This is a genomic window from Bradyrhizobium genosp. L (assembly GCF_015624485.1).
GTDB lineage: Bacteria > Pseudomonadota > Alphaproteobacteria > Rhizobiales > Xanthobacteraceae > Bradyrhizobium.
This window is the reverse complement of the sequence record NZ_CP061378.1, coordinates 1,335,780-1,357,107: the sequence shown is the minus strand read 5'-3', so window position 1 is coordinate 1,357,107 and position 21,328 is coordinate 1,335,780. Positions and strand designations below refer to the sequence as shown.

Here is a 21,328-nt window from a genome sequence, read left to right as displayed (position 1 = left end):
AATGAGGACGATCGCCCGATGCTATTGGCGCGGCGACGCTACGGCAAGTCCGCGGCCTACGAGACCGGCTTCTCGCGCCGCTTTGGCGGCCGCGGCCGCGGGGGCGGCGGAGGCGCGCTCGGTTGCAACGTGACGATCACCGGATTGGGCTTGTGATCGAGCGCTGCGCCGGTCGCCGCATCGACCCCCATGCCGACCACGCCCCCGAGCAGGAGATTTCCGGCGAAGCCGGCACCGCCGGATCCGCTAATATCCTTGGTCAGGGGGATGATCTGCGGGTCGTAGCCTTCCTTGCTGACGGTGACGACGATGTCGGCGTTGCGTTTGGCCTGGATGGCGCAGGGCGTGACACAGGCGGTCGGGATTTCCAGCCCGGCAATATCCGCCGTCGCTCCTGATGGTGTCGACGCGATGGAGATGGTTTCCGTGGTGCCCCGTGTCACCGAGGCGCAGCCGCCCAATGCGACGCAAAACGCCGCAGCAAAAACGCGATTCATAAAGTAAGTCCCCCAGCCGCAGCAGGCTTTGCCGCAACTTCTGGGAGAGGGCAATCGATCTTTAGCCTAATCCGCGATCATACGGAGTTTCAGCGGCTTAGCTTCCCCATTCAGCCGCCGGCAGGCGCGTCCAGCGCCGGGCCTGTCCGACTTGTCCACATTGCGCCCAGCCTGTGGATAGCGGGTTCATACCAGCGTCATTAGCAATTTCATAGATTGCCGGTGCCAATTTCGCCATGAGGCGCGATGCTTCATCGAAACCGGAACGGTCCCTGGCTCGTCCACGCTATTCACAGGAACCGAATTCCATCACGACGAGTTCAACGGGAACAATCGGAGGAGTAACATGATTTCCGACCCTAGCGATGCGGCCATCGATCAGATCGTCGAAAGCTGCAATGGCGACCTGCGCGGAGCCTTGAAGGCGTTGTTGCTCGTCAACGAGCACCTGGAAGCAGAGCTGCAGCAATTCTACGCTGCCGTAGCCCAGGACAGCGCAATCCGCGGCAAGTTCCTGCACTAGCGATCGACGCGCATCTTACTGCGCATCGCCGCTATTCTCGACTTCAGCGTCTGAGGGATCGTCCTTCGGGCATACGCCGATCGTCGAGCGGGCGAGTTTCGCATCAGCCATCGATTTGTAGGGCCCGTCGCCGAACCAGGTGTCACCGTCAATGACCGGATTGGTCCTGACGATCGGACAGCGGCCCGTGGCACGATTTCCGACCACCCAATAAAGGCCGTCGGCCACGCCTGTGGTTGCGGTCGCGAGCAGCATCGCGCCGGCCAGCAGCAATGATTTCATGGCTTTGCTCCTCACCCCGGAATCTATGGGGGGTAAGCCCGCCCGCGAGTCACGTTCCCGTTGATCTCAGCCGGACACGCGATCGTGGTTAACCGCGCGCGATCAGATATCGCGGCCTTCGACCTTTTCGGAGAGCTGCTTGACCATCTCCGGCACCTTTTCCAGATAGGGGTCGACGGCCAACGCCTTGCGGAAGGCGTCCAGTGCCCGCTTCTCGTCGCCCATGTCCTGCATGATCATGCCGATGCCGGCGAGCGCACCGAAATGGCGGGGCTCGCGGATCAGGACTTGCTGCAAATCCTCCAGCGACCGGACGTAGTCGTTCTTCAGGTAATAAAGCGTCGCGCGCCGGTTCCAGGCCTCGGTGTAGTCAGGCCTGAGCTTGATCACCGAATCCAGCAACTTCATCGCGACGTCCATGTTCTGGGCGTCGATCGCCGCCTTGGCGCGGACCATCAGCAGGGCTGCGGTGTCGCTCGGAGACTGCAGCCAGAGCGCCCAGATCCGCGCCTCGACATGGCGTGCGCTGGCTTCATCGGGCGCGGCCTTCAGCGCGCCGAACAGGAAATCCAGCCCACGGGTGCGGTCGGCCGGAACTTTTGGCAGCTTGCTCGGCGCTTCGGGCAGCTTCTTCTGCGCTTTGGGCGCCGGCGCATCGCCCTGCGCGATCGCCGCGACGGGCGTGGCGAGAGCCGCGGCGAACAGTATCGCGAGCCAAGGGGTGGAACGCCCGAGCGGTCTTGATCTCATGACCGAAGTCTAGACGCACAAAACCGCGCTGCAAAGCAGCGCGGCGTCAAAGACCTGTGAAAGGACGGCGCTTGCGGGACCGGACATGGCCGATCCCGTCCGAAATCAACCCTGGCGCGCCTTGAAGCGGCGCTGGACCTTGTTGATGACGTAGACCCGGCCCTTGCGGCGGACCAGACGGTTGTTGCGATGGCGGCCGCGCAGCGACTTCAGCGAGTTACGGACCTTCATGGGACAATCCTGTTGCTTCGAAAGGCCCGTGTTGGAGGCCGTACCTGATCAATGCCGAAGAAATGGCAAAATGGGATTACCCCGATAGCGGCCCTGCCGCCCGGGACGGGGCGGTTTCTAAGCCATCGAACCGGCAAATGTCAACCGAAACGGGCTGATTTTCGGCCCTGACGCCGCTCAAGCGGTCGGTTGTACCGTTGAAATCGCTTGGAAAATAGGCGGCCGGGTGGCTGACCAGCTCAACCACCGCGGCCGCCGAAGCCCGCCATGCGCCGGGGACGAGGGTTCCCGGCGTCACGCCACGGCGGAAGCCTCTAGGATACGACGACCCGCGCCGTCCCCTGCAGCGAATGCATGGTGTAGAGCTCGGTCTGACCTGGGGGCGGCGGAGGGACGCCGAATTTGTGCAGCGTCGTGACGCCCTGGGTCGAGATATGGATGACCTGGGTCGCATCGGTCATCCGTACGTTTGGGATCAACACCGTGAACGAGGTCTGCGGCCCGTCGATCGTATGCATGATGAACACGCTGACCAGCGTGCCGATCGTGGAGCTCTCGGTCTTGATCTCGTCGCCCATGAAGTTCTTGGTCTGGAAAGCATCATGGTAGGTGAACAGCGGCTTGCCGCTGAAGCTCGTCGTCGAATAGGTCACATGGATGCCGTGACCTGACAGGTCGTAGTGATTGGGCTGGGTAGCCATGTTGCAAACCTTTCTGGCTGAAGGAATTTCCAACAATTACAGGTTGCATTCTATTGCGATCTTGAGCCCACCGCTATGAACTGCCTCACAGGATGCGAGGCCGAGCGGCTTTGCTCGGAAACGCTAGAACACGACGAACCGCGCCGTGCCGGTCAGGGCGTGAAAGGTGTAGAGCTCGATCTGCCCAAGCGCCGGACCCGCGATCGAGGACTTGTGCAGGGTCGTGATGCCGTCGGTTGCGATGTTGGCCACCTCGGGCCCGGCCAGGCGCACATGCGGCAGCAGCAGCGTGAACGATGTCGACGGCCCGTCGAGGATCAGCGTCAGAGACACCGTCACCGACGTCCCGATCGCCGTCTCTTCGACCTTGATCGCGTCACCGGTGAAGGTCTTGGCCTGGGCGGCGTCGTGATAGCTGAGGACCGGTTGTCCCGTGATGCTCGTCGTCGAATACGTGATCTGAATGCCGTCGCCGGAAAGCTCGTAGAAATTGGGCTGGGAATTGGCCATGGTGCAACCTCTCAAAAATGCAGCGTTACGATCAATTTCAGGTTGCACTATCGCTCGCGAACTATGGCGTGCGTATGAACCGGTTCACAGGAAACGATGCCGGCCGGCCTCGCCGCGTGCGGCACTTGCGCAAATCATTATATAGTATAATCATTATGCGAAACCAGTAAGTTGCCGCCGGGGAAACCGCATGCCCAAGCTCAAACTGCCCGATATCGAGAAGGTCACAGCGATCGACATCCACACCCATGCCGAGGAGCCCTGCGGCATGCATGGCGATGACGGCTATGACGACTTCCAGGCGCAGATGGCCGACTATTTCAAGTCGCCGCACAAGCATCCGCCGACCGTGCCGGAGACCGCAGCCTATTACCGCGCCAAGAACATCGCCGCGGTGATCTTCCCGGTCGACGCCGAGCGCGAGACCGGCTTCCGCCGCTACAACAATCTCGAAATGCTGGAGGTTGCCTCCGACCATCTCGACGTCCTGATCCCGTTCGTGTCGATCGACCCGCACAAGGGCAAGCTCGGCGTGCGGGAGGCGAAGAAGCTGATCGAGGAGTACGGCGTCCGCGGCTTCAAATTCCACCCGACCATGCAGGGCTTCTATGCCAACGACCGCATGGCCTATCCGCTCTATGAGGCCATCAACGACGGCGGCGCGATCGCGCTGTTCCACACCGGCCAGACCGGCGTCGGCTCGGGCATGCCGGGCGGCATGGGAATGCGACTGAAATATTCCAACCCGATGTACATGGACGACGTCGCGGCTGATTTCCCCGACCTCAAGATCATCCTCGCGCACCCCTCCTTCCCCTGGCAGGAAGAGGCGCTGTCGGTCGCGACCCACAAGCCGAACGTCTATATCGACCTCTCCGGCTGGTCGCCGAAATACTTCCCACCGATCCTGGTGCGCTACATCAACTCGATTTTGCAGGACAAGATGCTGTTCGGTTCCGACTGGCCGGTGATCACGCCGGACCGCTGGCTCGCAGATTTCGCCAAGCTTGAGATCCGCGAGGAGATCCGTCCCAAAGTGTTGAAGGCCAACGCCCGCAGGATTTTGGGTATATAGGGCGGTCCCCGCCCTGCGCCCTCGGCGTCTCGATCGCGCGGCGGTCGGGACGAGAGGGAACGACAGTGACCATCAAAGCAATTGTCTTCGACGCCTATGGCACGCTCTACGACGTCCAGTCGGTGGCTGACGTCACCGAGGACGCCTTCCCGGGCTATGGCGACATCATCACCCAGATCTGGCGGCTCAAGCAGCTGGAATATTCCTGGCTGCGCACGCTGATGCGGCGCTATCAGGATTTTTCCATCGCGACCCGGGACTCGCTCGCCTACACGCTGCGCAGCCTCGGCCTGCAATATGATGAGGTGACGTTCGCGCGCATCATCGACAAATATCAGCACCTCGACCTCTATCCGGATGCGGTCGCAGCACTCGAGGCGATGAAGGACAAGAAGCTCGCGATCCTCTCCAACGGCAGCCCGGACATGCTCAACGCGCTGGTGCGCAATTCCGGGCTCGACCAGCTGCTCGATGCGACCATCAGCGTCGATGCCCACAAGGTGTTCAAGCCGGCGCCCGAGGCCTACACGCTGATCGAAGAGGAGCTGAAAGTGCCACCCGCCGACGTGCTGTTCATCTCCTCCAATCCGTGGGATGCCTGCGGCGCCAAGGCGTTCGGCCTCAACGTCGCCTGGATCGAGCGGGTGACGCCGGAGGCGATGGCGCTGGCCTGCGTCGAGAGCGAGACGGTCGCCCCATTGACGATGTTTTGGGCGTTGCGTACCCAGATGGACGAGCTCGGCGTCGTGCCCGATCACCGCATCCACGGCCTCTCCGAGCTTCCCGCTTTGGTGTCCACCAGATCCTGAATCCCAAGGGGTCCTGAACGATATGAGTCTTGAGTCCGTCCGCGCCTTCTTCGCCGAGAAGGCGCCCGATATTTCCGTGATCGAATCCACAACGAGCTCCGCGACCGTCGTGCTGGCGGCCGAGGCTTACGGCGTCGAGCCGGCGCGGATCGCCAAGACGCTGAGCCTGCGGGTCGGCGACCGCGTCGTGCTGATCGTCGCCAGCGGTACCGCGCGGATGGACAACAAGAAGGTGAAGGCGCAATTCGGAGGCAAGCCGAAGATGCTCGGCCTCGACGAGGTCGCCGAGATCACCGGCCATGAGGTCGGCGGCGTCTGCCCATTCGGCCTGAAATCGCCGCTGCCGATCTATTGCGACGTGTCGCTGAAGGCGTTCGATGTCGTGGTGCCGGCCGCAGGCTCGACCCACAGCGCCGTGCGCATCACGCCGGATCGGATGGCGGAATTGACCGCGGCCGAATGGGTCGATGTCTGCGAGATCAGGTCCGCGGATTAATTATCGTCGTCATCGTCCACCGACGGACGCGGTGGCGCGACCGGGGCCGGCTGAATTGGCTGGTTTGCGCGCGGCCGCTGTTGCATCGGCGGCTGCGGCGCGCGTCCCTGCATCTGCGGTTGTTGCGCGCTGGCATTCGACTCGAACACCGCCCGGCAGGCATGGCCAAGCAGCGCCGTATTCTGCCGCAGGCAGGCGACGATGCGGTTGGTGTCCGGGATCTGGTCGCTGCACAGCCGCATCACATCGGGTGTGCAGGCCATCTGCTGTTCCCAGGTTCCGCGATACTCTTGCGACGATGCCGGCATCGCCGCGGCCACGCCGCCGATCGCAATTGCCACGCTCAGGACAATCCGCTGCATCTGCATGCCCGTGCCCTCTTCGATTCCTTTACACGCGCGGCAGTTCCCGCGCGATCATTTGCTGCAAAATGGCAAATGAATGCGGCCGAGGATCGTTCGCGAGCACAACTAAATGTGAAGACGAGTTCCCTACTCGACCTTGCCGATCTTCTTCACCGCCGCGATCAGCCGCGCGCTGTCCTCAGCGACGAACTTCGAAAACTCCGGCGCGTCCAGATAGGCGACCGGGCTGCCCGCGGTCTCGAAGGTCTTGATCACCTCGGGCGCCTTCACGGCATCTGCCATCGCCGCGCGCAGCCGCGTCATGATCGGCGCCGGCAACGCGGACTGCGCGAACAAGCCGGCCCAGATGTAGAACTCGACATCCTTGTAACCGAGCTCCTTGAAGGTCGGCAGATCGGGGAAGCTCGCGATGCGTTCGGCGCCCCAGTTGGCGAGCACGCGCATCTTGCCGTCTTCGACCTGCTGCTTCAGCGTGCCCGGCGCCGACGCCAGCGCCTGCACCGTGCCCGACAGCAGCGCGGTGAGCGCCGGCCCCGCGCCGCGGAACGGCACGTGCAGCAATTTGATGCCCGCGCTCGCGGCGAACATCTCCATCGCGACATGCAGCGTGCCATACGGGCCGGACGAGCCGTAGGGGATTTGCCCCGGACGCCTCTTCGCATCGTCGACGAAATCCTGCAGCGACATCCATGGCGCCGAGGCCGGCACCGCAAGCAATGTCGGATCGGCGAGCACGCGCGCGACCGGCGCGAACTGCGACACCTCGTAGGCGACGGAGCGATCGAACAGCCGGTCGGCCTCCGGCAGCACCGCGAGCGAGGACAGCGTCATCAGCAGCGTGTAGCCGTCAGGCTCGGCGCGCGCCGCCTGCGCATTGCCGATCGAGCCGCCCGCCCCGCCGGCGCGGTTGTCGACGATCACGGGCTTGCCAAGCACGCGCTCCAGCGCCGCCGCCACCGGCCGCGCCGCAAGATCGGCCTGGCCGCCGGCCGGGAACGGCACGATCATCGTGATGTTGCGGGTGGGATAGGCGCTTTGCGCGAAGGCCGGATTTGCAAGCGCGGTGTGCGCGAGCGGCCATGCGGCGGCGACGCGCAGAAGGTCGCGGCGGTTCATCAGTTGCTCCCCAGCGGCTTTTGTCGTTGTCCCGCAGGGTAGCCGTGACGGCCACCGTCGTCACCGTTTCTTTCCCTTGGCAAAGTGCTTCGCCAAGAACTCCGCCAGCACTTCGACGCGGGCGGGGCGCGGGCCGCCGGGCGGGGTGACGAGATGCACGGCGGCCTCGGGCTGCTTCCAGTCCTTCAGGATCACCTCGACCTCGCCACGCGCGATCGCCTCGCCGACGATGAAGTCCGGCAGGTCGGCGATGCCGAGGCCGGCGATGAGCGCGGGCATCACGGCCTCGCCATTGTTGACCCGGAGCTGGCCGGCGGGACGCACATTGGCCTGCTCGCCCGACGCGTTGGTGTAGTGCCAGACGCCCTGGGTGGAGAGATAGGCGTAGCCGAAGCATTTGTGCTCGGCGAGATGCATCGGATGGGTCGGTCGGCCATGGCGCTTCAGATAGGACGGCGCAGCCACCGTGTAGCGCGGCATGCCGCACAGCCGCCGCGCGATCAGCGAGGAATCCGGCAGCCGCGCAATGCGCAGGCCGGCATCAAAGCCCTCGCCGATCAGGTCCACGGTGGCGTCGCTCAGATGCAGGTCGATCGAGACCTCGGGATAGGCCTCCAGAAATTCCGGCAGCAGCGGCGCCACCGTCTTGATGCCAAAACTCATCGGCACTGCGAGCCGCACCAGCCCGCGCGGCGTGGTCGATTGCGCCAGCGTCTCGTTCTCGGCGGCCTCGCCATCGGCGAGCAGCCTTGCGGCGCGCTCCGACAATTTCTGGCCGGCATCGGTCAGCGCCAGCCGGCGCGAGGTGCGGTTGAACAACCGCGCCCCGAGCCGCTCCTCCAGCCGGCTCACCGCCTTGGAGACCGTGGCCTTGGACAGCGACAGTTCGCTGGCGGCCGCCGCAAACGACCGTAACTCCACGACTTTTGCGAAGATCGCGAGCGCCTCGAAGTCCGGCAGTTTCGACATGGGCAGGATCCCGCTTGCTCGAAATTGGAAACAATGAGTTTCGATAGTTTCTATTTCTATACCACAGCGGGAGGCATATCCAAGAGCCAATGAAACTCAACCCATGGAGAAATCCCATGACCAAGAAGCTCTCAGGCAAGGTTGCCCTCGTCACCGGCGGTTCGCGTGGCATCGGCGCGGCATCGGCCCGCGCCCTCGCCGCCGAAGGCGCCAGCGTCGCGATCAGCTACGTCGCCTCTCCCGAGAAGGCCGATGCCGTCGTTTCCGAACTGAAGGCCAACGGCGTCGACGCCCGCGCCTACAAGGCCGACCAGGCGTCATCGTCCGATGTCGACCAGCTCGTCAAGACCGTCGCCAAGGATTTTGGCCGGCTCGACATCCTCGTCAACAACGCCGGTGTCGCGACGGGTGGTGCGGTCGACGATCCGAAGGCCGATGTCGCTGCGCTCGCGCGTCTGGAGGCGGTGAACATCGATGGCGTGATCACCGCGATCCGCGCCGCCTCGAAGCTGATGGGCGAAGGCGGCCGCATTGTCACCGTCGGCTCGATGCTGGCCGACCGCGCCTCGTTCCCCGGCCTTGCCGACTACGTCGCCACCAAGGCGGCCGTGGTCGGCTACACCAAGGGCGCGGCGCGCGACCTCGGACCGCGCGGCATCACCGTCAACGTGGTGCAGCCCGGATCGATCGACACCGACATGAACCCGAAGGACGGCGGTGCGTTCGCCGAGACACAACGTTTGCAGCATGCGCTGCAGCGCTTCGGCCGTCCGGAGGAAGTCGCAGCCGGCGTGCTGTTCCTGGCGAGCCCGGAAGCCTCGTTCGTGACCGGCACCGTGCTCAACGTCGACGGCGGCTTCGGCGCCTGATCGCAACATTTTACGGAGACGCCGGGCGGCAATCGCCTGGCCCTCCCCGACAGCAAACTCAAGGGGAATTCACATGATCGAACTCAGACCATTCGCAAAGCTCGGCGGCGCCGACCACGGTTGGCTCAACGCCAAGCACCATTTCTCGTTCGCGAGCTACTACGACCCGGACAATGTCAGCCATGGCACGCTGCGGGTGTGGAACGATGACGAGATCGCGCCCAACACCGGCTTTCCCGCGCATCCCCATGCCAACATGGAGATCATCACCTATGTCCGCGAAGGTGCGATCACGCATCAGGATTCGCTCGGCAACAAGGGACGCACCGAGGCCGGCGACGTCCAGGTGATGAGCGCGGGCAGCGGCATCCGCCACTCCGAGTACAATCTGGAGCCGTCGAAGACCAAGATTTTCCAGATCTGGATCGAGCCGACGACGAAGGGCGGCCATCCGACCTGGGGTTCAAAACCGTTCCCGAAGGCCAACCGTTCCGGCAAGCTCGTGACCATCGCCTCGGGCTTCGAGGCCGACGCGGACGCGCTGCCGATCCGCGCCAAGGCGCGGGTGCTCGCCACCACGCTGAAGGCCGGCGAGAGCGCGGAATACGCCCCTGACCAGGCCCGTCACCTCTATCTGGTGCCGGCGGCCGGCAGCGTCGAGGTCAACGGCGTCCGCGTCAATACGCGCGACGGTGCCGCGATCCGCGATGAAGCCCGGCTCAAGATCACCGCGCTCGAGGATGCCGAGATCGTGCTGGTCGACGCCGCGTAATCAACTTCCAACTCGTCATGGCCGGGCTCGACCCGGCCATCCATCTCGCTTCGGAAGCGTCTTTCAAGGTCGATGGATTGCGGGTCAAGCCCGGCAATGACACCTCCCTCCAACTTCCACCCTCTGCAAACCCAACAGGAGGCCATCATGGCCAAGGTTCTCGTCCTCTATTATTCCGCCTACGGTCACATCGAGGCGATGGCGAATGCCGTCGCGGAAGGCGCGCGCGAAGCCGGCGCCACCGTCGATATCAAGCGCGTGCCCGAACTGGTGCCGGCCGAGGTCGCGAAAGCGTCGTACTACAAGGTCGACCAGGCCGCGCCGATCGCCGAGATCAACGACCTCGCCAATTACGACGCGATCATTGTCGGCACCGGCACCCGCTTTGGCCGCATGGCCTCGCAGATGGCGAATTTCCTCGACCAGGCCGGCGGCCTCTGGGCCAAGGGCGCGCTGAACGGCAAGGTCGGCGGCGCCTTCACCTCGAGCGCGACCCAGCATGGCGGCCAGGAGACGACGCTGTTCTCGATCATCACCAACCTGCTGCATTTCGGCATGACGGTGGTCGGCCTCAACTACGGCTTCGCCGGTCAGATGAAACTCGACGAGGTCACCGGCGGCGCGCCCTACGGCGCCACCACCATCACCGGCGGCGACGGCAGCCGCCAGCCGAGCGAGAACGAACTCGCCGGCGCTCGCTACCAGGGCCGCGCCATCGCGGAGACGGCAAAGAAGCTGCACGGCTGACGCAATAGCCGTAGGGTGGGCAAAGGCGCGAAGCGACGTGCCCACTTTCGGGAGCACGCTGGTGATGGTGGGCACGCTTCGCTTTGCCCACCCTACGGATCTACGGATCGGGGCCGTTCAACCCTCGTCGCGCGAACGGCTTCGACTTCCCAAGCGCTTGCTTCAACCGCGCGGTCAGGTTCGGGTAACGGCGCAACGCCAGCACGGCGCGGTCGCGCAGCGCATGCGGCAGGCCGCGCCAGCCGAGCGATGCGCCGAGATCGACCAGCGGCATTTTCGTCGGTCCGAAGCGGCGCTTGTAGGCGTAGTTGCCGACCGAGAAGTCGAACTCGCGGACCCCGTCCCTGTGCAAGGCGGCCATGGTGCGCTCGATAATCAGCCGGCCCGGCGAGCAGTTCGACCATTTGTCGCCGGCATTGCTGATCCGGATCATCACATAGCGCGGGCCGGTGCGGATGCCGAGCAGCGTCGCGACGATCTCCGGGCCAGCCGTCAGCGCCGTCACCAGCACGTAGCCGCTGCCGACGCCTTCACGCACCAGGTCGTGATAGAACGCGGCGCTATTCTCGTCATTGAGGAAGAAGTCGACGCCGAGGCCCTGCATCCGCGAGCCCTGCTGCCGCTCGGTGGCCGCGAGGATCTTCAGCGCTTCGTCGGCATTCGCGGCAATCCTGAAGGCGGCCGACGGATCGCGCGCAAAGACCCGCCAGCTCCGCTCCAGCTCCTTGCGCACGGTCTTTTCCAGCGTGTAGCGCCAGGCGTCGTAATCATCGCCGGTGAACACCGGGTTGCCGTTGACCGGGCAGGCCGCCACGCCGTCGAGCAACGCCAGCGGGTTCGGCCTGCCGTCGAGTACGGCCGGCATCTTGCGCAGGCGAATGAAATCCCCCTCGCTCCGCAGCGCCGAACGCAACGCGCGCCACAGCCGCTGCGCCGCGGCCGCATCGCGCGGCGCGGCTGGCCCAAGCAGCGGCGCGTTGTAATCCGTCAGTTCGAGATCGGCGAATTCGACAATGCGGACGTACCCCTGCCGGCGCCGGATCAGGGGCAGCAGCGCGGCACGCTCGCCGCTCACGGCGTCGGTGATGACGGCGATGAGGGGATCGACACCGGCCGTGGCCGCGAAGGCACGATACCAGGACGCAATCCATTGCGGATGCTGGAACGCGGTCGCCGGATCGAAGCTGCCCCAGCGCACCGCCGCCTGCGTCCAGTCCGACAGCAGTTCGACCTTGAAGCCGGCCACGCGCGGCGTCGCGCGCAACGCGAGCTCTCCCGCCGATGTGGTCAGCACGGTCATGCCACCGCCCGATCCTATGCCGCCGCCAGGGCGACCTTCGGCAGATCGACGATCTTGCCGAGATCGGCCTCGTCGAGACGGAAGTCGATCGGCCGGCGCGCCGCGCGCTCGCGCTTCACCCATTTGCCGTCGCGCAGCAGCTTCTGCATCACCTGCTTGATGAAGAAGGACGGGCCGCGGATGCTGCGGCTGCGCGGCGCGTAGCCGAAGCGATGACGCAGCATGCCGTTGGCGAGATGCAGGATCTGGGCGCGGCGGATCTCCTCGTTCACATAGGAAATCGTCATCGAGATATTGACCGTGCCGAGATTCTCGACCCGGTGCGGCGCGTTGAGCGGCCAGTTCAGCATCTGGCCGGGCTCGAGGTCGATGATCTTGGCGTGACGGTCGTACCAGGGTTCATAGGGGATATCGACCTCGACGTCGAACAGCGCGATGTTCTCCAGATGCTCGGGCCGGATGAACGGCGCGGAGTTCGGATAGATGTAGACACGCTTGCGGCCAGCGATCTGCACCAGGCCCTGCCCCGGCAGGTCGGCGTGATAGTAGACCTGCGCGTCGGGCGAGGAGATCAGGATGCCGGCCTGATGCGTCGGCGCGTCGAAGCCGGGCACCTTGGCCGCGACCTCGGCGAACATCCGATCGACCATGTCGCGGACGCGGCGATCGACGGCGGTGACGTTGCGCAGGTTCAGCCAGAGGCCGCCGCGCGAGATCGCCTCGATCACCTGATGGCCGCTGAGCCGGCCGATCTCGCCCTCGCGCCAGACCCGGCTCGATCCCTGCGCGCCAGTCTTGATCAGGCTGTAATGCTCGCGCGGATAGGTCTCGATCAGGCGAGCGAGGTCATCCATCGAGAACGCCGGCTGCTGGTGCATGGTGTGCCCCAGTTGCACCGGCTGCCGGCTCCAGCGCGCGGTGTGGCTGTCGTCCCAATTCGTGAAGATACCTGTCGTCATCGTCGCGCTCCCACGCGCTGCGCCATTTCGTTTCAGCCGATGTCCCGTTCCGGGACGAGCGACTGGCTGTTTGGATGGGATTGGCAAGAACGATGCCGTCGCGTATGCGCGGCCGCTTACCCGAAGCTAATGTCTCGCCGCTATGGCTAACCGCGACGCCACCGACCGATCGCCGGAATCCGACGCAATCACGATGAGTGAAAAGCCCCGATATCGTGCGCTGTTTCTCGGCGCAGGCCAGCAGATGCAGTGCGGCGTCGGGCAATTCACGCGCCTGCTCCAGGAAACCATCGAAAAGCTGGCACCCGGCGCTAGCACGACGTTAACCCTGACGCAGACCGACGGGACGCTGCGCGAGATCTGGCGCGCGGTCGGCGACGCCGACAGCGTGGTCTGCAACTTCCCGATCGTGGCCTGGAAGCGCCTGATCGTCCGGCCGCTGCTCGCGCTGCTGTTTGCGAAGCTGCGGCGCCGCAAAGTTGTCCTGATTCAGCACGAATGGGCCGGCCTCAACGGGATGCGCCGGCGCACCTATATCCCGGCGCTGTGGCTGGCCGATACCATCGTGATGTTCTCGCCGCTGGTGCGCAAGGAGCTTGCCGACGATCCGCTGATGCGCGGCATGGTGCGGAAATGCGCCCTCGCGCCGCTGCCGCCGAACATCGCAGCCCCCGCCGGCATCGAGGATTCGCCGCTGCGGCGCCGGCTGGTCGCCGCGCGCGGCGACGGCCGTCTCATCATCGGCCATTTCGGCTCGCTCTATCCGGGCAAGCAGCCGAATGCGCTGCTTGCGATCGGCGCAATCCTGAAAGAGCGCGGGCTCAGTCCGCTGATCGTCTATGTCGGCTCCTTCATCCGCGGCGTCCAGAACGTCGAGGCGGAGTTCGAGGCGCGCCTGACCAAGCTCGGGCTCAAGGGCGACGTAATCGTCTCGGGCTACGTCGCCTCCGACCACGAGGTGTTCGGCCTGCTCGCCGAGGTCGACGCGTTCTGTTATCCGCTGGACGAAGGGCTCACCGCGCGGCGCTCCAGCGTGCTGGCCTGCGTGCAATCCGGCCGGCCGCTGATCGTCACCGGCGCGGCGCTGCCGGACGAATTCGACCACCATCCGCGCTTCAAGGAGCTGATCGATCGCGGCGCCATCCTGCTGGTGCCGCGCAACGCGGAGAGCGCTATCTATGCCGATACGATCGTTGCAGCGGTGAAGCGGCCGACGGTCCACGTGCCCTTCGATTTCGACGGCTGGTGGACGGACGTCGCCAACGCCATCCGCGCGCAGTTCTAAGCGGCAGTTTCGGCGCGCATCCGGAAACGGGCGAGATAATGCAGCCCGAACAGCCCGATGAGGAACGTGCCCCAGATCGTATCGGCGCGGTCGAGGAAGAAGCTCTCCATCGACGATAGATAGAGGCCGAACAGCCAGATCCGCAGGAACAGCATCGTCAGCGGACTGTCATTGCCGCCCTCGTCCGCGGCCTGGAAATCGCGCAACGGCTTGACGACGAACGCCGCGATCAGCAGCACCAGGCCGGGCAGGCCGGTGCCGAGCGTGGTGTCGAGATAGCCGTTGTGGCTATGCGAAGCGTAGCCCGCCCACTCCTTGCCTTCCTTCAAATTCTGGATCGCATCGCCTCCCCAGAATGCCTCGAAACCGTATCCGGTCCATAGCCGCTGGTGCAGCGAGTCCAGCGCAAAGGCCCAGATGTCGGCGCGACCAGTGAAGGACGTGTCGAGCGGCAACAGGTCGGCGATCGATGCCAGCGTGTCGCTCATTACGGTGCCGACGCTGAACAGATTAAGCAGCACGAGCGGCATCAACAGCAGCAGCACGCGTCCCCAGAACGAGCGGATCAGCGCCGTCAGCGCGCTCAGGCCCAGCACGGCAATGCACAGCGCCATCGAGCTCTTGCCGGCGGTGAAGACCAAAAACACCAGCGCGAGCCCGGTCACCGCGATGCCAGACAGGCGGCTGCCGGCCTTGAACAAATAGATGCCGATGAAGATCAGCATCGTCATCATCGCGGCCGCGATGTTCTTGTGGCCGAATGCACCACGCCAATTGCCGGCGAGCGCCGGTTCCTGCGGGTCGGTGGCCTGGTGGATCGACAGATGCGGCGCCAGCAGGACGCCGAGATAGCAGGTCGCCAGCAGCACCAGCGCAGCGATGCCGAACCAGCGCATCAATTCGGCCTGCGACTTCGGCAGCAGCACGCACGTCGCCATCGTCACGATGACGAATACCGAGAGCGCCAGCCGGCGCAGCGACGTCGCCGGATCGAACGACAGCACCACGCTGATGCAAATCCAGGCGGCGAACAGCAGGAAGGCCGGCGTCAGCAGCGATTTCAGCGCCGGCATGTTGTCGCGCATGGTCAGCGCGAGCATCCCCACCATTAGCACGCCGAACAGACCGTAAAGGAACGCTTCGCGGCCGTTGGTCACCTCGCCGACATAGAAGCCGCTCAGATCCTCGAACGGATGCAGCGAGACCCAGACCAGCAAAAGGATGCCGACGAACGCAGCGCCGCGCACATAATCCATCACCGGCCGACGCGAGATGTCGGCGATCAGCGCCCGGCTTTCGGTCGTGATGGAGAAATCGCTCACGAGGTGATCTTCGAGGCTGCGTAGGGCTGCGGTTCGATGCCGAGCACCGCAAGCGCGCTGCCGATCGCGACCACCATCGGGTGCATCGCGATGACGGCCTGATGCTCGCGCAGCACGATGCGGGCGAAGCGGTAGAACGAGAACGGCACCAGGCCGAACATCTTGGCTTTCACGGCCGCGCGCGACCACGTCGACTGCGCCGCCTTGCTCTCGATGTGATAGTTGATCGCCCCGATCCGCAGGCCGCGCCGCACGATCCAGCCGAGATGGGTGCGGCTCTCAGGCACCGTCTCGCTGATCGCCGCCTCGGTCACCCAGAAGAAGCCGAAGCCCGCGCGGCGCGCCCGCGCGAAGAAATCGTGGTCGCCGCCGCCGAGGAAGTTGAAGCGCAGGTCGAAGGCCGGCTGCCCGAGCCGCTCGAACACCGCACGCCGGATCAGGCAGTTGCCGCAGCCATAGATCACCGGGACCGGACCGCTCGCGTGATAGGCCGGCGCGAACGCCGGATGGCGCTTCAGCCCGCCCTTGTGCTCGGCATCGAAATTCGGCCACACCGGCCCGCCGATGATCGCAGCGCCGCTGGTCTCGGCGGCCTGCACCATCCGCTCCAGCCAGTCCGGCGAAGCCACTTCGTCATCATCGATCATCAGGAAATTTTGTGCGCGCGGAAACGTCTCGAGCGCGGTCTCGAATGCGGCATTGATCGCCTGGCAATTGCCTTGCCGCGGCTCGACGATGCAGAGGCCGTGAAGCCGGTCGGCGTTGAGGAATTCGGCCGCGACCGGCGCGCTCTCGCAGCGGGACGCGTCGTTCTCGACCACGACCACTGCAAAGCGACGCGCGGTGCGCTGCGCCACCAGCGAGTCCAGGGTCAGCCGGAGATGCTTCGGCCGGCGGAAGCTCGGAATGCAGATGACGGTCTCGATGGAACAGTCGAGCGCGGGCGAGGCAGTCACCCAGGCGCGGTCGGCGGCGGGAAACTCGGTCGACATCTCGTTCATGGCCTTCTGGCAATCCCGGATAGGCTGATCGCATCGGCACAGATCGGCGCATCACTATGGAACAGGGTCGTCCCAGGATGGCAGACACGCGCTCGGATGCGGACGCGGTTCAAACGTTACGGCGACCTCATGGCAAAATCCGCTCCAGTGCGTCCCGCGGTCGGCGCGAGTTCGCCGCAAGGTTAATTTGAAGTCTAACGATGCGATTTGCCGCCGGGGATCGCGGCCGCGCTCAAGTGGACGCGCTTCCACGCTGCGCAAGTAAGAAGTTCTTAGGGTTAAGAGCCGCGGCATGCGAGCCAGCTGCGCTTCCGGTTCCGGCTGGCATCCAATTTGCTGATCCCTCCATAATTCAGCGAATTGATCCCGATCGCAACAACACGAAAACCGCCAGAGGTTCACCTTGAAAGCGCTCGACCTCGTCTCGCTCGGCAGCAAGCACGTCCGCAACGCCCTCTCCGAAGAGCTCTATCTGCGCACCGGCCGCGACGTCACGCGCCCGGCTTCGATCTTCGCGGAGGTGGTCGAACGCTGCAACTACAAATGCCGCTACTGCGACTACTGGCGGCGCCCGAACTATCGCGACGAGATGTCGATCGAGGAGTGGCAGCGCGCGCTGTCGAGTCTCAAGGAGTTCATCGGCGCCTATCACGTCGAGTTCGCCGGCGGCGAGCCTTACATCAAGAAGGGCTTTCTCGACCTGGTGCGATTCTGCCGCGACAACGACATCCACTGGGGCGTCACCACCAATGGCGGCGCCTATCTCAACAAGAAGATCGTCGCCCAGACCGTCGAGGCGCGCCCCTTCAACATCAACATCTCGATCGATTCGACCGATCCCGAGATTCACAATTACTCGCGCGGCGTCGAGAACTCGCTCAATGACATCGTGCAGGGCATCCGCAACGTGTCGGAGATGCGCCGCGCAGAGGGCCTGGACTTCCCGATCATCATCAAGCCGGTCGTGCACAAGCTCAACTTCCGCCGCTTGCCCGAGATGGTCGACTGGATCCAGGAGATCGGCGCCACGGCACTGAGCTTCCAGCCGGTCGAGCAGGGCACGCAGGAAGTCGAGGACGAGCTATGGATCGGCGAAAATGAGATGGACGATCTCATCAAGGTGCGTGACGAGCTGCTGCGGCTGAAGCGCGCGGGCGCGCCGATCCTCAATGGCGAGGCCGTACTGAACGCCTGGCCGAACCATTTCCGCCGCGAGAAGGCGCCGCCAGAGGTGATGCCGTGCCGGGTCGGCATGCGCAATTACTTCATCCGTTCGGACGGCCGTCTCGAGGTGTGCTGGTTCTTCAAGCCGATCGGCAACGTCCGCACCCAGACCGCGCGCGAGATCTGGTACAGCGAGGAGGCCCGCACGCGGCGCAAGGAAACCGTCGCTTGCGACAAGCTCTGCCTGTTCACCTGCCTCGCGCAGCGCACACTTCAGGACAAGCTGAAGATGGGTCTGACGCTGCTGACGAACACCAAGGCGGCCTGATCCAACGGCCGCACAGCAAAGAAGCCCGAGTGGTCGCGGACCGGTCGGGCCTTTGCTTGGCTGCTAGACCGGTCAACTACCCTGCGAACAGCGTTCGGAACAGGCTCGCCGACTTCGGAAACTTCCCATTGTCGATCTGCGTCGGCCACAGGCCGTCGACGTCGAAATAGGCGGCATAGGCTATCGCGGCCTTATTGGCGGCGAACCAGTCATGCATCTGCTGCACGAAGTACGCGTTGTCGCCGGACTGGCCGACGCCCCATTCGGGATAGCTCATCTGCTTGCCACGCGCGGCGGCGAACTCGCGCTGCCATTCCAGGCCGAACGGCGCCTTGAGATAGCGGTTGGTCCAGCGTTCCGCCGCAGTGCCTTCCGCGGTGAAATCGTAGACATCGAGCCCAACGTAATCGACGAAATCATTGCCGGGGTAGGCCATGTCGGCAGGCGTGTCCTGGGCGCCCCAGCCCGGGCACCAGTCGAACTTGAAGCCATTGGATTGCCGGCGGAAGATTGCGACCACGCGGCGGAACGACTGGATGTAGTCGTCCTCCTGTCCCTTGGCGCACCAGCCCATGTTGGAGATGTTCATCTCCCAGCCGAGGCGGATGATCGCCCTCGGATGCGCCTGCGCGATCGCGCGGGCCGCAGCCTCGAAGTCGGCATCGTGCAGGCCGCCGGCGACATCGGCGAGCGGCGTGCCCGTGATGGTGAGCGGCACCGACCAGACGACGTTGCGCGCCGGATTGAGCTTCTTCCAGAGCCCAGGGACCCAATCGAATTTGTGAAAGTCCTCCCAATCGTTCTGGCCGTAGAAGTCGACGCCGAGCACCGATGAAGGACGCTGGTTCAGCCATTTCTCCCAGGCCTGCAGCATGTGCTCGCGGCCGGTGTCGCCCCAATTGACGAAAGCGCCGGCGAACCGCGCCGTATCGGGGCCGAGCTGCGAGACGCGCGATGGCGCGGCCTTCGCCGACAGTCCGCTCAAGGTCAGCGCCGCGAGGCCAAGCGCCGTCCGCCGCGAGATTCCATGTCCATCAGTTCGCATCGCGCGCTCCAACAAGCTTCGGTGCAAGAAACGGCGCCAGCCGGCGGCCAAGCTCGATCGAACCCTGCGACGTCAGATGGCCTTCATCGAATTGCATCGGCACGGCAGCCTCGACATATTCGTCGCAGCGGCCGTCATGGCAGATCGCCTCATAGAGTGAAACGTAAGCGGCGCCGTGATCGGCGGCGAGCCGCGACATCGCCCGGTCGCGGTCCTGCACGCCGGGCCGGCGCATGGCGCTCGCCGCTGCCGGATCGTCGCGCACGATTTCATCGACCAGCAGGCGTGGCAACGCCGCATCGTACTCGACAATCGGTCCGAGCACCGTGACGCGAAGCCCCCTCGCCTTCAGGAGATCGAGCGATGTCGCCAGCATCGGCAGGTCCTCGTCCTTCCAGGACGCGGCCAGCAGGATCCGGTCGATCCGGTTGTTTGCGAGGAAATCGTTGAAGACGTAGTCCATCATGCGCCGGCAGACCGGCGTGTCGTAGCGCGAGCCGCCCTGCACGGCGGGACGGCACAGGCTGGCGGTCGCCTGCATGACATTGACGCCTGTCATCGCCGAAGAAAGCCCGAGCCAGAGATGTGCCGCATGGCTGTCGCCGACCAGCAAATAGTTCGGTCGCGTCGGATCCGGCGTCATGCAGGTTCCGGTATCGAGTAGCTGGCGGTTGTTGAGCAGGAAGCAGCGGCCGGTGCGAAACGCCGCCGAGGAATCATAAGCGAGGTAGGAGCTGATCTGCAGCACGCGGGCCGGAAAGCGGAACGGCGCGCCACCGGCGAGCAGGATCAGGCCACAGGCCGCGACCACCGATGCCATCGCGCCGGACGCGACGGTGAAGACCTTCATCCGGGACACGCTGCGGCCGAGATTTCGGAACGGCAGCTCGATCAGCTTCCAGGACAGATAGGCCATGCTGACCGAGATCACGATCAGCATCAGCTTGGTGCTGACCGGCGAGCCGGTCTTCAGCAGCGCGTCGGTGCGCTGGAACACGATCAGCGGCCAATGCCAGAGATAGAGCGAATAGGAGATCAGGCCGACGAACACCAGCGGCGGTAGCGATAGCAACCGGCCGGCCAGCGAGGGGCCGCGTTCGCTCGACGCAATCACCATCGTCGCGCCGAGTCCGGCCAGCGACGTCATCAACAGCAGTGGCGCCGACGACGAGCCGACGAGGATGACGCCGAGCAGCAGCGCGAGCCCGGTGAGACCGCAGAGATCGCTCCAGATCCCGCGCGGCGGTGCAGGAATGAAGCCGATCGCAAGCAGCGCGCCGAGTGCGAGCTCCCAGGCCCGGAACGGCGTCAGATAGAAGGCGAAGGTCTCGTTGCGATAGCTGATCGCGACCGCGGACACATACGACAGCGCGGTCGCGATCGCGAGCAGCAGCCGCGCCCGCTTCGGCGCGAAGCGGTAGGCGATCAGCATCACCACGGGAACGACGAGATAGAACTGCTCCTCGACGCCGAGCGACCAGGTGTGCAGCAGCGGCTTGGTTTCGGCGGGCGCCTCGAAATAGCCGGCCGTCATCGCGAAATAGACGTTCGAGATCGAGCCGACGGCGCTGGCCAGGCTCTTGGCAAAATCCTCGAGCTCGACCGGCAGGAAGTAGCTGTAGGCCAGCGCGCCCGTGACCAGCAGCATGACCGATAGCGCCGGCAGGATGCGCAGGATGCGCCGTTTGTAGAAATTGCGGAGCGAGAATGATCCGTCGCGGATGTCCGCATCGGTCATGCCGCAGATCAGATAGCCGGAGATGACGAAGAAGATGTCGACGCCGACGAAGCCGCCTACGAATCCGGGCACGCCGACGTGATACAGCAGCACCGGGATCACGGCGAGCGCCCGCAGCCCGTCGATGTCGGAGCGGTATTTCACAGCGCGGCGCCGGGACGCGACCGGCCCCACCCGGCACAGGCCGCTGTACCAAATGCGGACACTGCTGACAGGGACGGTGTTTCGAAACGGACAGACGGCACGGCCGCACGCCTGGCGGCCGCTCGAATGCGCGGGAAAAGCCAATCAACTCTCATCCGTCCTCACCTGCAGCGGACCACTTCGGCAATGCAGGCGCGAGCACTGCAATATCCGGGCAACAGGGCTTTTGCCGCGAAATTGTCGGCGCAATCGGCTGGTTCACGGCGCGTTAACCGATGCGCAGCGCGGCCGTTTACCAATGCTTAACCATCGCGCGCCGCGCAGACACGC

Annotated in this window: 24 protein-coding genes; 9 read left to right on the top strand and 15 right to left on the bottom strand. The window is 64.7% G+C overall.

The features are described 5' to 3' along the window. Positions 1-56: 56 nt before the first annotated feature. Positions 57-497 carry a PEGA domain-containing protein gene (locus tag IC762_RS06320; RefSeq protein ID WP_195787785.1) on the bottom strand — a complete coding sequence of 147 codons (441 nt, stop codon included), beginning with the start codon at positions 495-497 and terminating at the stop codon, positions 57-59. 346 nt (positions 498-843) lie between these two features. Here IC762_RS06320 and IC762_RS06315 point away from each other — a divergent pair, with 346 nt between their 5' ends. Continuing rightward, on the top strand, positions 844-1,020 hold the full coding sequence (locus IC762_RS06315; RefSeq protein ID WP_195787783.1) for a hypothetical protein: 177 nt from the start codon (positions 844-846) through the stop codon (positions 1,018-1,020). A gap of 15 nt (positions 1,021-1,035) precedes the next feature. On the opposite strand, the gene IC762_RS06310 is transcribed toward IC762_RS06315, so the two are convergent. The 5 genes from IC762_RS06310 to IC762_RS06290 form a co-directional block, all read right to left on the bottom strand. Further along, positions 1,036-1,302, bottom strand: coding sequence for a hypothetical protein (locus IC762_RS06310; RefSeq protein ID WP_195787781.1), 267 nt, complete (start codon positions 1,300-1,302; stop codon positions 1,036-1,038). 102 nt (positions 1,303-1,404) lie between these two features. Next, positions 1,405-2,052 carry a tetratricopeptide repeat protein gene (locus tag IC762_RS06305; protein WP_195787779.1) on the bottom strand — a complete coding sequence of 216 codons (648 nt, stop codon included), beginning with the start codon at positions 2,050-2,052 and terminating at the stop codon, positions 1,405-1,407. A gap of 105 nt (positions 2,053-2,157) precedes the next feature. Continuing rightward, positions 2,158-2,283 carry a type B 50S ribosomal protein L36 gene (gene ykgO / locus IC762_RS06300; protein WP_002718645.1) on the bottom strand — a complete coding sequence of 42 codons (126 nt, stop codon included), beginning with the start codon at positions 2,281-2,283 and terminating at the stop codon, positions 2,158-2,160. A gap of 314 nt (positions 2,284-2,597) precedes the next feature. Next, the gene (locus tag IC762_RS06295) at positions 2,598-2,984 is read right to left on the bottom strand and encodes a hypothetical protein (RefSeq protein WP_195787777.1); all 387 of its coding nucleotides are present in this window, start codon (positions 2,982-2,984) and stop codon (positions 2,598-2,600) included. A gap of 123 nt (positions 2,985-3,107) precedes the next feature. Further along, positions 3,108-3,494, bottom strand: a complete 387-nt coding sequence (locus IC762_RS06290; RefSeq protein WP_195787775.1) for a hypothetical protein — start codon at positions 3,492-3,494, stop codon at positions 3,108-3,110. 190 nt (positions 3,495-3,684) lie between these two features. Here IC762_RS06290 and IC762_RS06285 point away from each other — a divergent pair, with 190 nt between their 5' ends. From IC762_RS06285 to IC762_RS06275, 3 genes are all read left to right on the top strand, one after another. Further along, positions 3,685-4,569, top strand: a complete 885-nt coding sequence (locus tag IC762_RS06285) for an amidohydrolase family protein (protein WP_195787773.1) — start codon at positions 3,685-3,687, stop codon at positions 4,567-4,569. Between the two features lie 65 nt (positions 4,570-4,634). After that, positions 4,635-5,378 (top strand): haloacid dehalogenase type II, encoded by a 744-nt coding sequence (locus IC762_RS06280; RefSeq protein WP_195787771.1) that lies wholly within the window; start codon positions 4,635-4,637, stop codon positions 5,376-5,378. 22 nt (positions 5,379-5,400) lie between these two features. Beyond that, positions 5,401-5,874: a YbaK/EbsC family protein gene (locus IC762_RS06275; protein ID WP_195787769.1), complete on the top strand. Its 474-nt coding sequence runs from the start codon at positions 5,401-5,403 to the stop codon at positions 5,872-5,874. Here the strand turns inward: IC762_RS06275 and IC762_RS06270 are convergent. From IC762_RS06270 to IC762_RS06260, 3 genes are all read right to left on the bottom strand, one after another. Continuing rightward, entirely contained in the window at positions 5,871-6,242 is a 372-nt protein-coding gene (locus tag IC762_RS06270; RefSeq protein ID WP_195787767.1) for a hypothetical protein, read from the bottom strand. The genes IC762_RS06275 and IC762_RS06270 overlap by 4 nt on opposite strands. A 123-nt stretch (positions 6,243-6,365) precedes the next feature. Next, positions 6,366-7,355 (bottom strand): Bug family tripartite tricarboxylate transporter substrate binding protein, encoded by a 990-nt coding sequence (locus tag IC762_RS06265; protein WP_195787765.1) that lies wholly within the window; start codon positions 7,353-7,355, stop codon positions 6,366-6,368. 60 nt (positions 7,356-7,415) lie between these two features. After that, on the bottom strand, positions 7,416-8,324 hold the full coding sequence (locus IC762_RS06260; RefSeq protein ID WP_195787763.1) for a LysR family transcriptional regulator: 909 nt from the start codon (positions 8,322-8,324) through the stop codon (positions 7,416-7,418). A 116-nt stretch (positions 8,325-8,440) separates the two neighbouring features. Between IC762_RS06260 and IC762_RS06255 the strand changes: the two genes are divergently transcribed. From IC762_RS06255 to wrbA, 3 genes are all read left to right on the top strand, one after another. Then, a complete protein-coding gene (locus tag IC762_RS06255; protein WP_195787761.1) occupies positions 8,441-9,193 on the top strand; it encodes an SDR family oxidoreductase in 753 nt (250 codons plus the stop codon). A gap of 73 nt (positions 9,194-9,266) precedes the next feature. Beyond that, on the top strand, positions 9,267-9,965 hold the full coding sequence (locus IC762_RS06250; protein ID WP_195787759.1) for a pirin family protein: 699 nt from the start codon (positions 9,267-9,269) through the stop codon (positions 9,963-9,965). A gap of 147 nt (positions 9,966-10,112) precedes the next feature. Next, on the top strand, positions 10,113-10,712 hold the full coding sequence (wrbA, locus tag IC762_RS06245) for an NAD(P)H:quinone oxidoreductase (RefSeq protein ID WP_195787758.1): 600 nt from the start codon (positions 10,113-10,115) through the stop codon (positions 10,710-10,712). A gap of 100 nt (positions 10,713-10,812) precedes the next feature. Here wrbA and IC762_RS06240 read toward each other — a convergent pair whose 3' ends face one another. Continuing rightward, on the bottom strand, positions 10,813-12,012 hold the full coding sequence (locus IC762_RS06240) for a GNAT family N-acetyltransferase (RefSeq protein WP_195787757.1): 1,200 nt from the start codon (positions 12,010-12,012) through the stop codon (positions 10,813-10,815). A 14-nt stretch (positions 12,013-12,026) separates the two neighbouring features. Further along, the gene (locus IC762_RS06235) at positions 12,027-12,971 is read right to left on the bottom strand and encodes a cupin-like domain-containing protein (RefSeq protein WP_195787755.1); all 945 of its coding nucleotides are present in this window, start codon (positions 12,969-12,971) and stop codon (positions 12,027-12,029) included. A 193-nt stretch (positions 12,972-13,164) separates the two neighbouring features. Here IC762_RS06235 and IC762_RS06230 point away from each other — a divergent pair, with 193 nt between their 5' ends. Continuing rightward, a complete protein-coding gene (locus IC762_RS06230) occupies positions 13,165-14,256 on the top strand; it encodes a hypothetical protein (RefSeq protein WP_195787753.1) in 1,092 nt (363 codons plus the stop codon). Here the strand turns inward: IC762_RS06230 and IC762_RS06225 are convergent. Together IC762_RS06225 and IC762_RS06220 are read right to left on the bottom strand one after the other, a co-directional pair. Then, complete coding sequence (locus tag IC762_RS06225; protein ID WP_195787751.1) at positions 14,253-15,578, bottom strand: O-antigen ligase family protein; 1,326 nt, start codon at positions 15,576-15,578, stop codon at positions 14,253-14,255. The two genes, IC762_RS06230 and IC762_RS06225, sit on opposite strands and share 4 nt — an antisense overlap. Further along, on the bottom strand, positions 15,575-16,579 hold the full coding sequence (locus IC762_RS06220; protein WP_195787749.1) for a glycosyltransferase family 2 protein: 1,005 nt from the start codon (positions 16,577-16,579) through the stop codon (positions 15,575-15,577). Before IC762_RS06220 ends, IC762_RS06225 begins: the two co-directional genes overlap by 4 nt. Before the next feature lie 403 nt (positions 16,580-16,982). Between IC762_RS06220 and IC762_RS06215 the strand changes: the two genes are divergently transcribed. Continuing rightward, a complete protein-coding gene (locus IC762_RS06215; RefSeq protein WP_195787747.1) occupies positions 16,983-18,071 on the top strand; it encodes a radical SAM protein in 1,089 nt (362 codons plus the stop codon). A gap of 76 nt (positions 18,072-18,147) precedes the next feature. Here the strand turns inward: IC762_RS06215 and IC762_RS06210 are convergent, their stop codons facing one another. Together IC762_RS06210 and IC762_RS06205 are read right to left on the bottom strand one after the other, a co-directional pair. After that, positions 18,148-19,116, bottom strand: coding sequence for a glycosyl hydrolase (locus tag IC762_RS06210; RefSeq protein WP_195787746.1), 969 nt, complete (start codon positions 19,114-19,116; stop codon positions 18,148-18,150). Beyond that, the gene (locus IC762_RS06205; protein WP_195787745.1) at positions 19,106-20,998 is read right to left on the bottom strand and encodes an acyltransferase family protein; all 1,893 of its coding nucleotides are present in this window, start codon (positions 20,996-20,998) and stop codon (positions 19,106-19,108) included. The genes IC762_RS06210 and IC762_RS06205 overlap by 11 nt, the downstream gene beginning before the upstream one ends. Between the last annotated feature and the right edge of the window lie 330 nt (positions 20,999-21,328).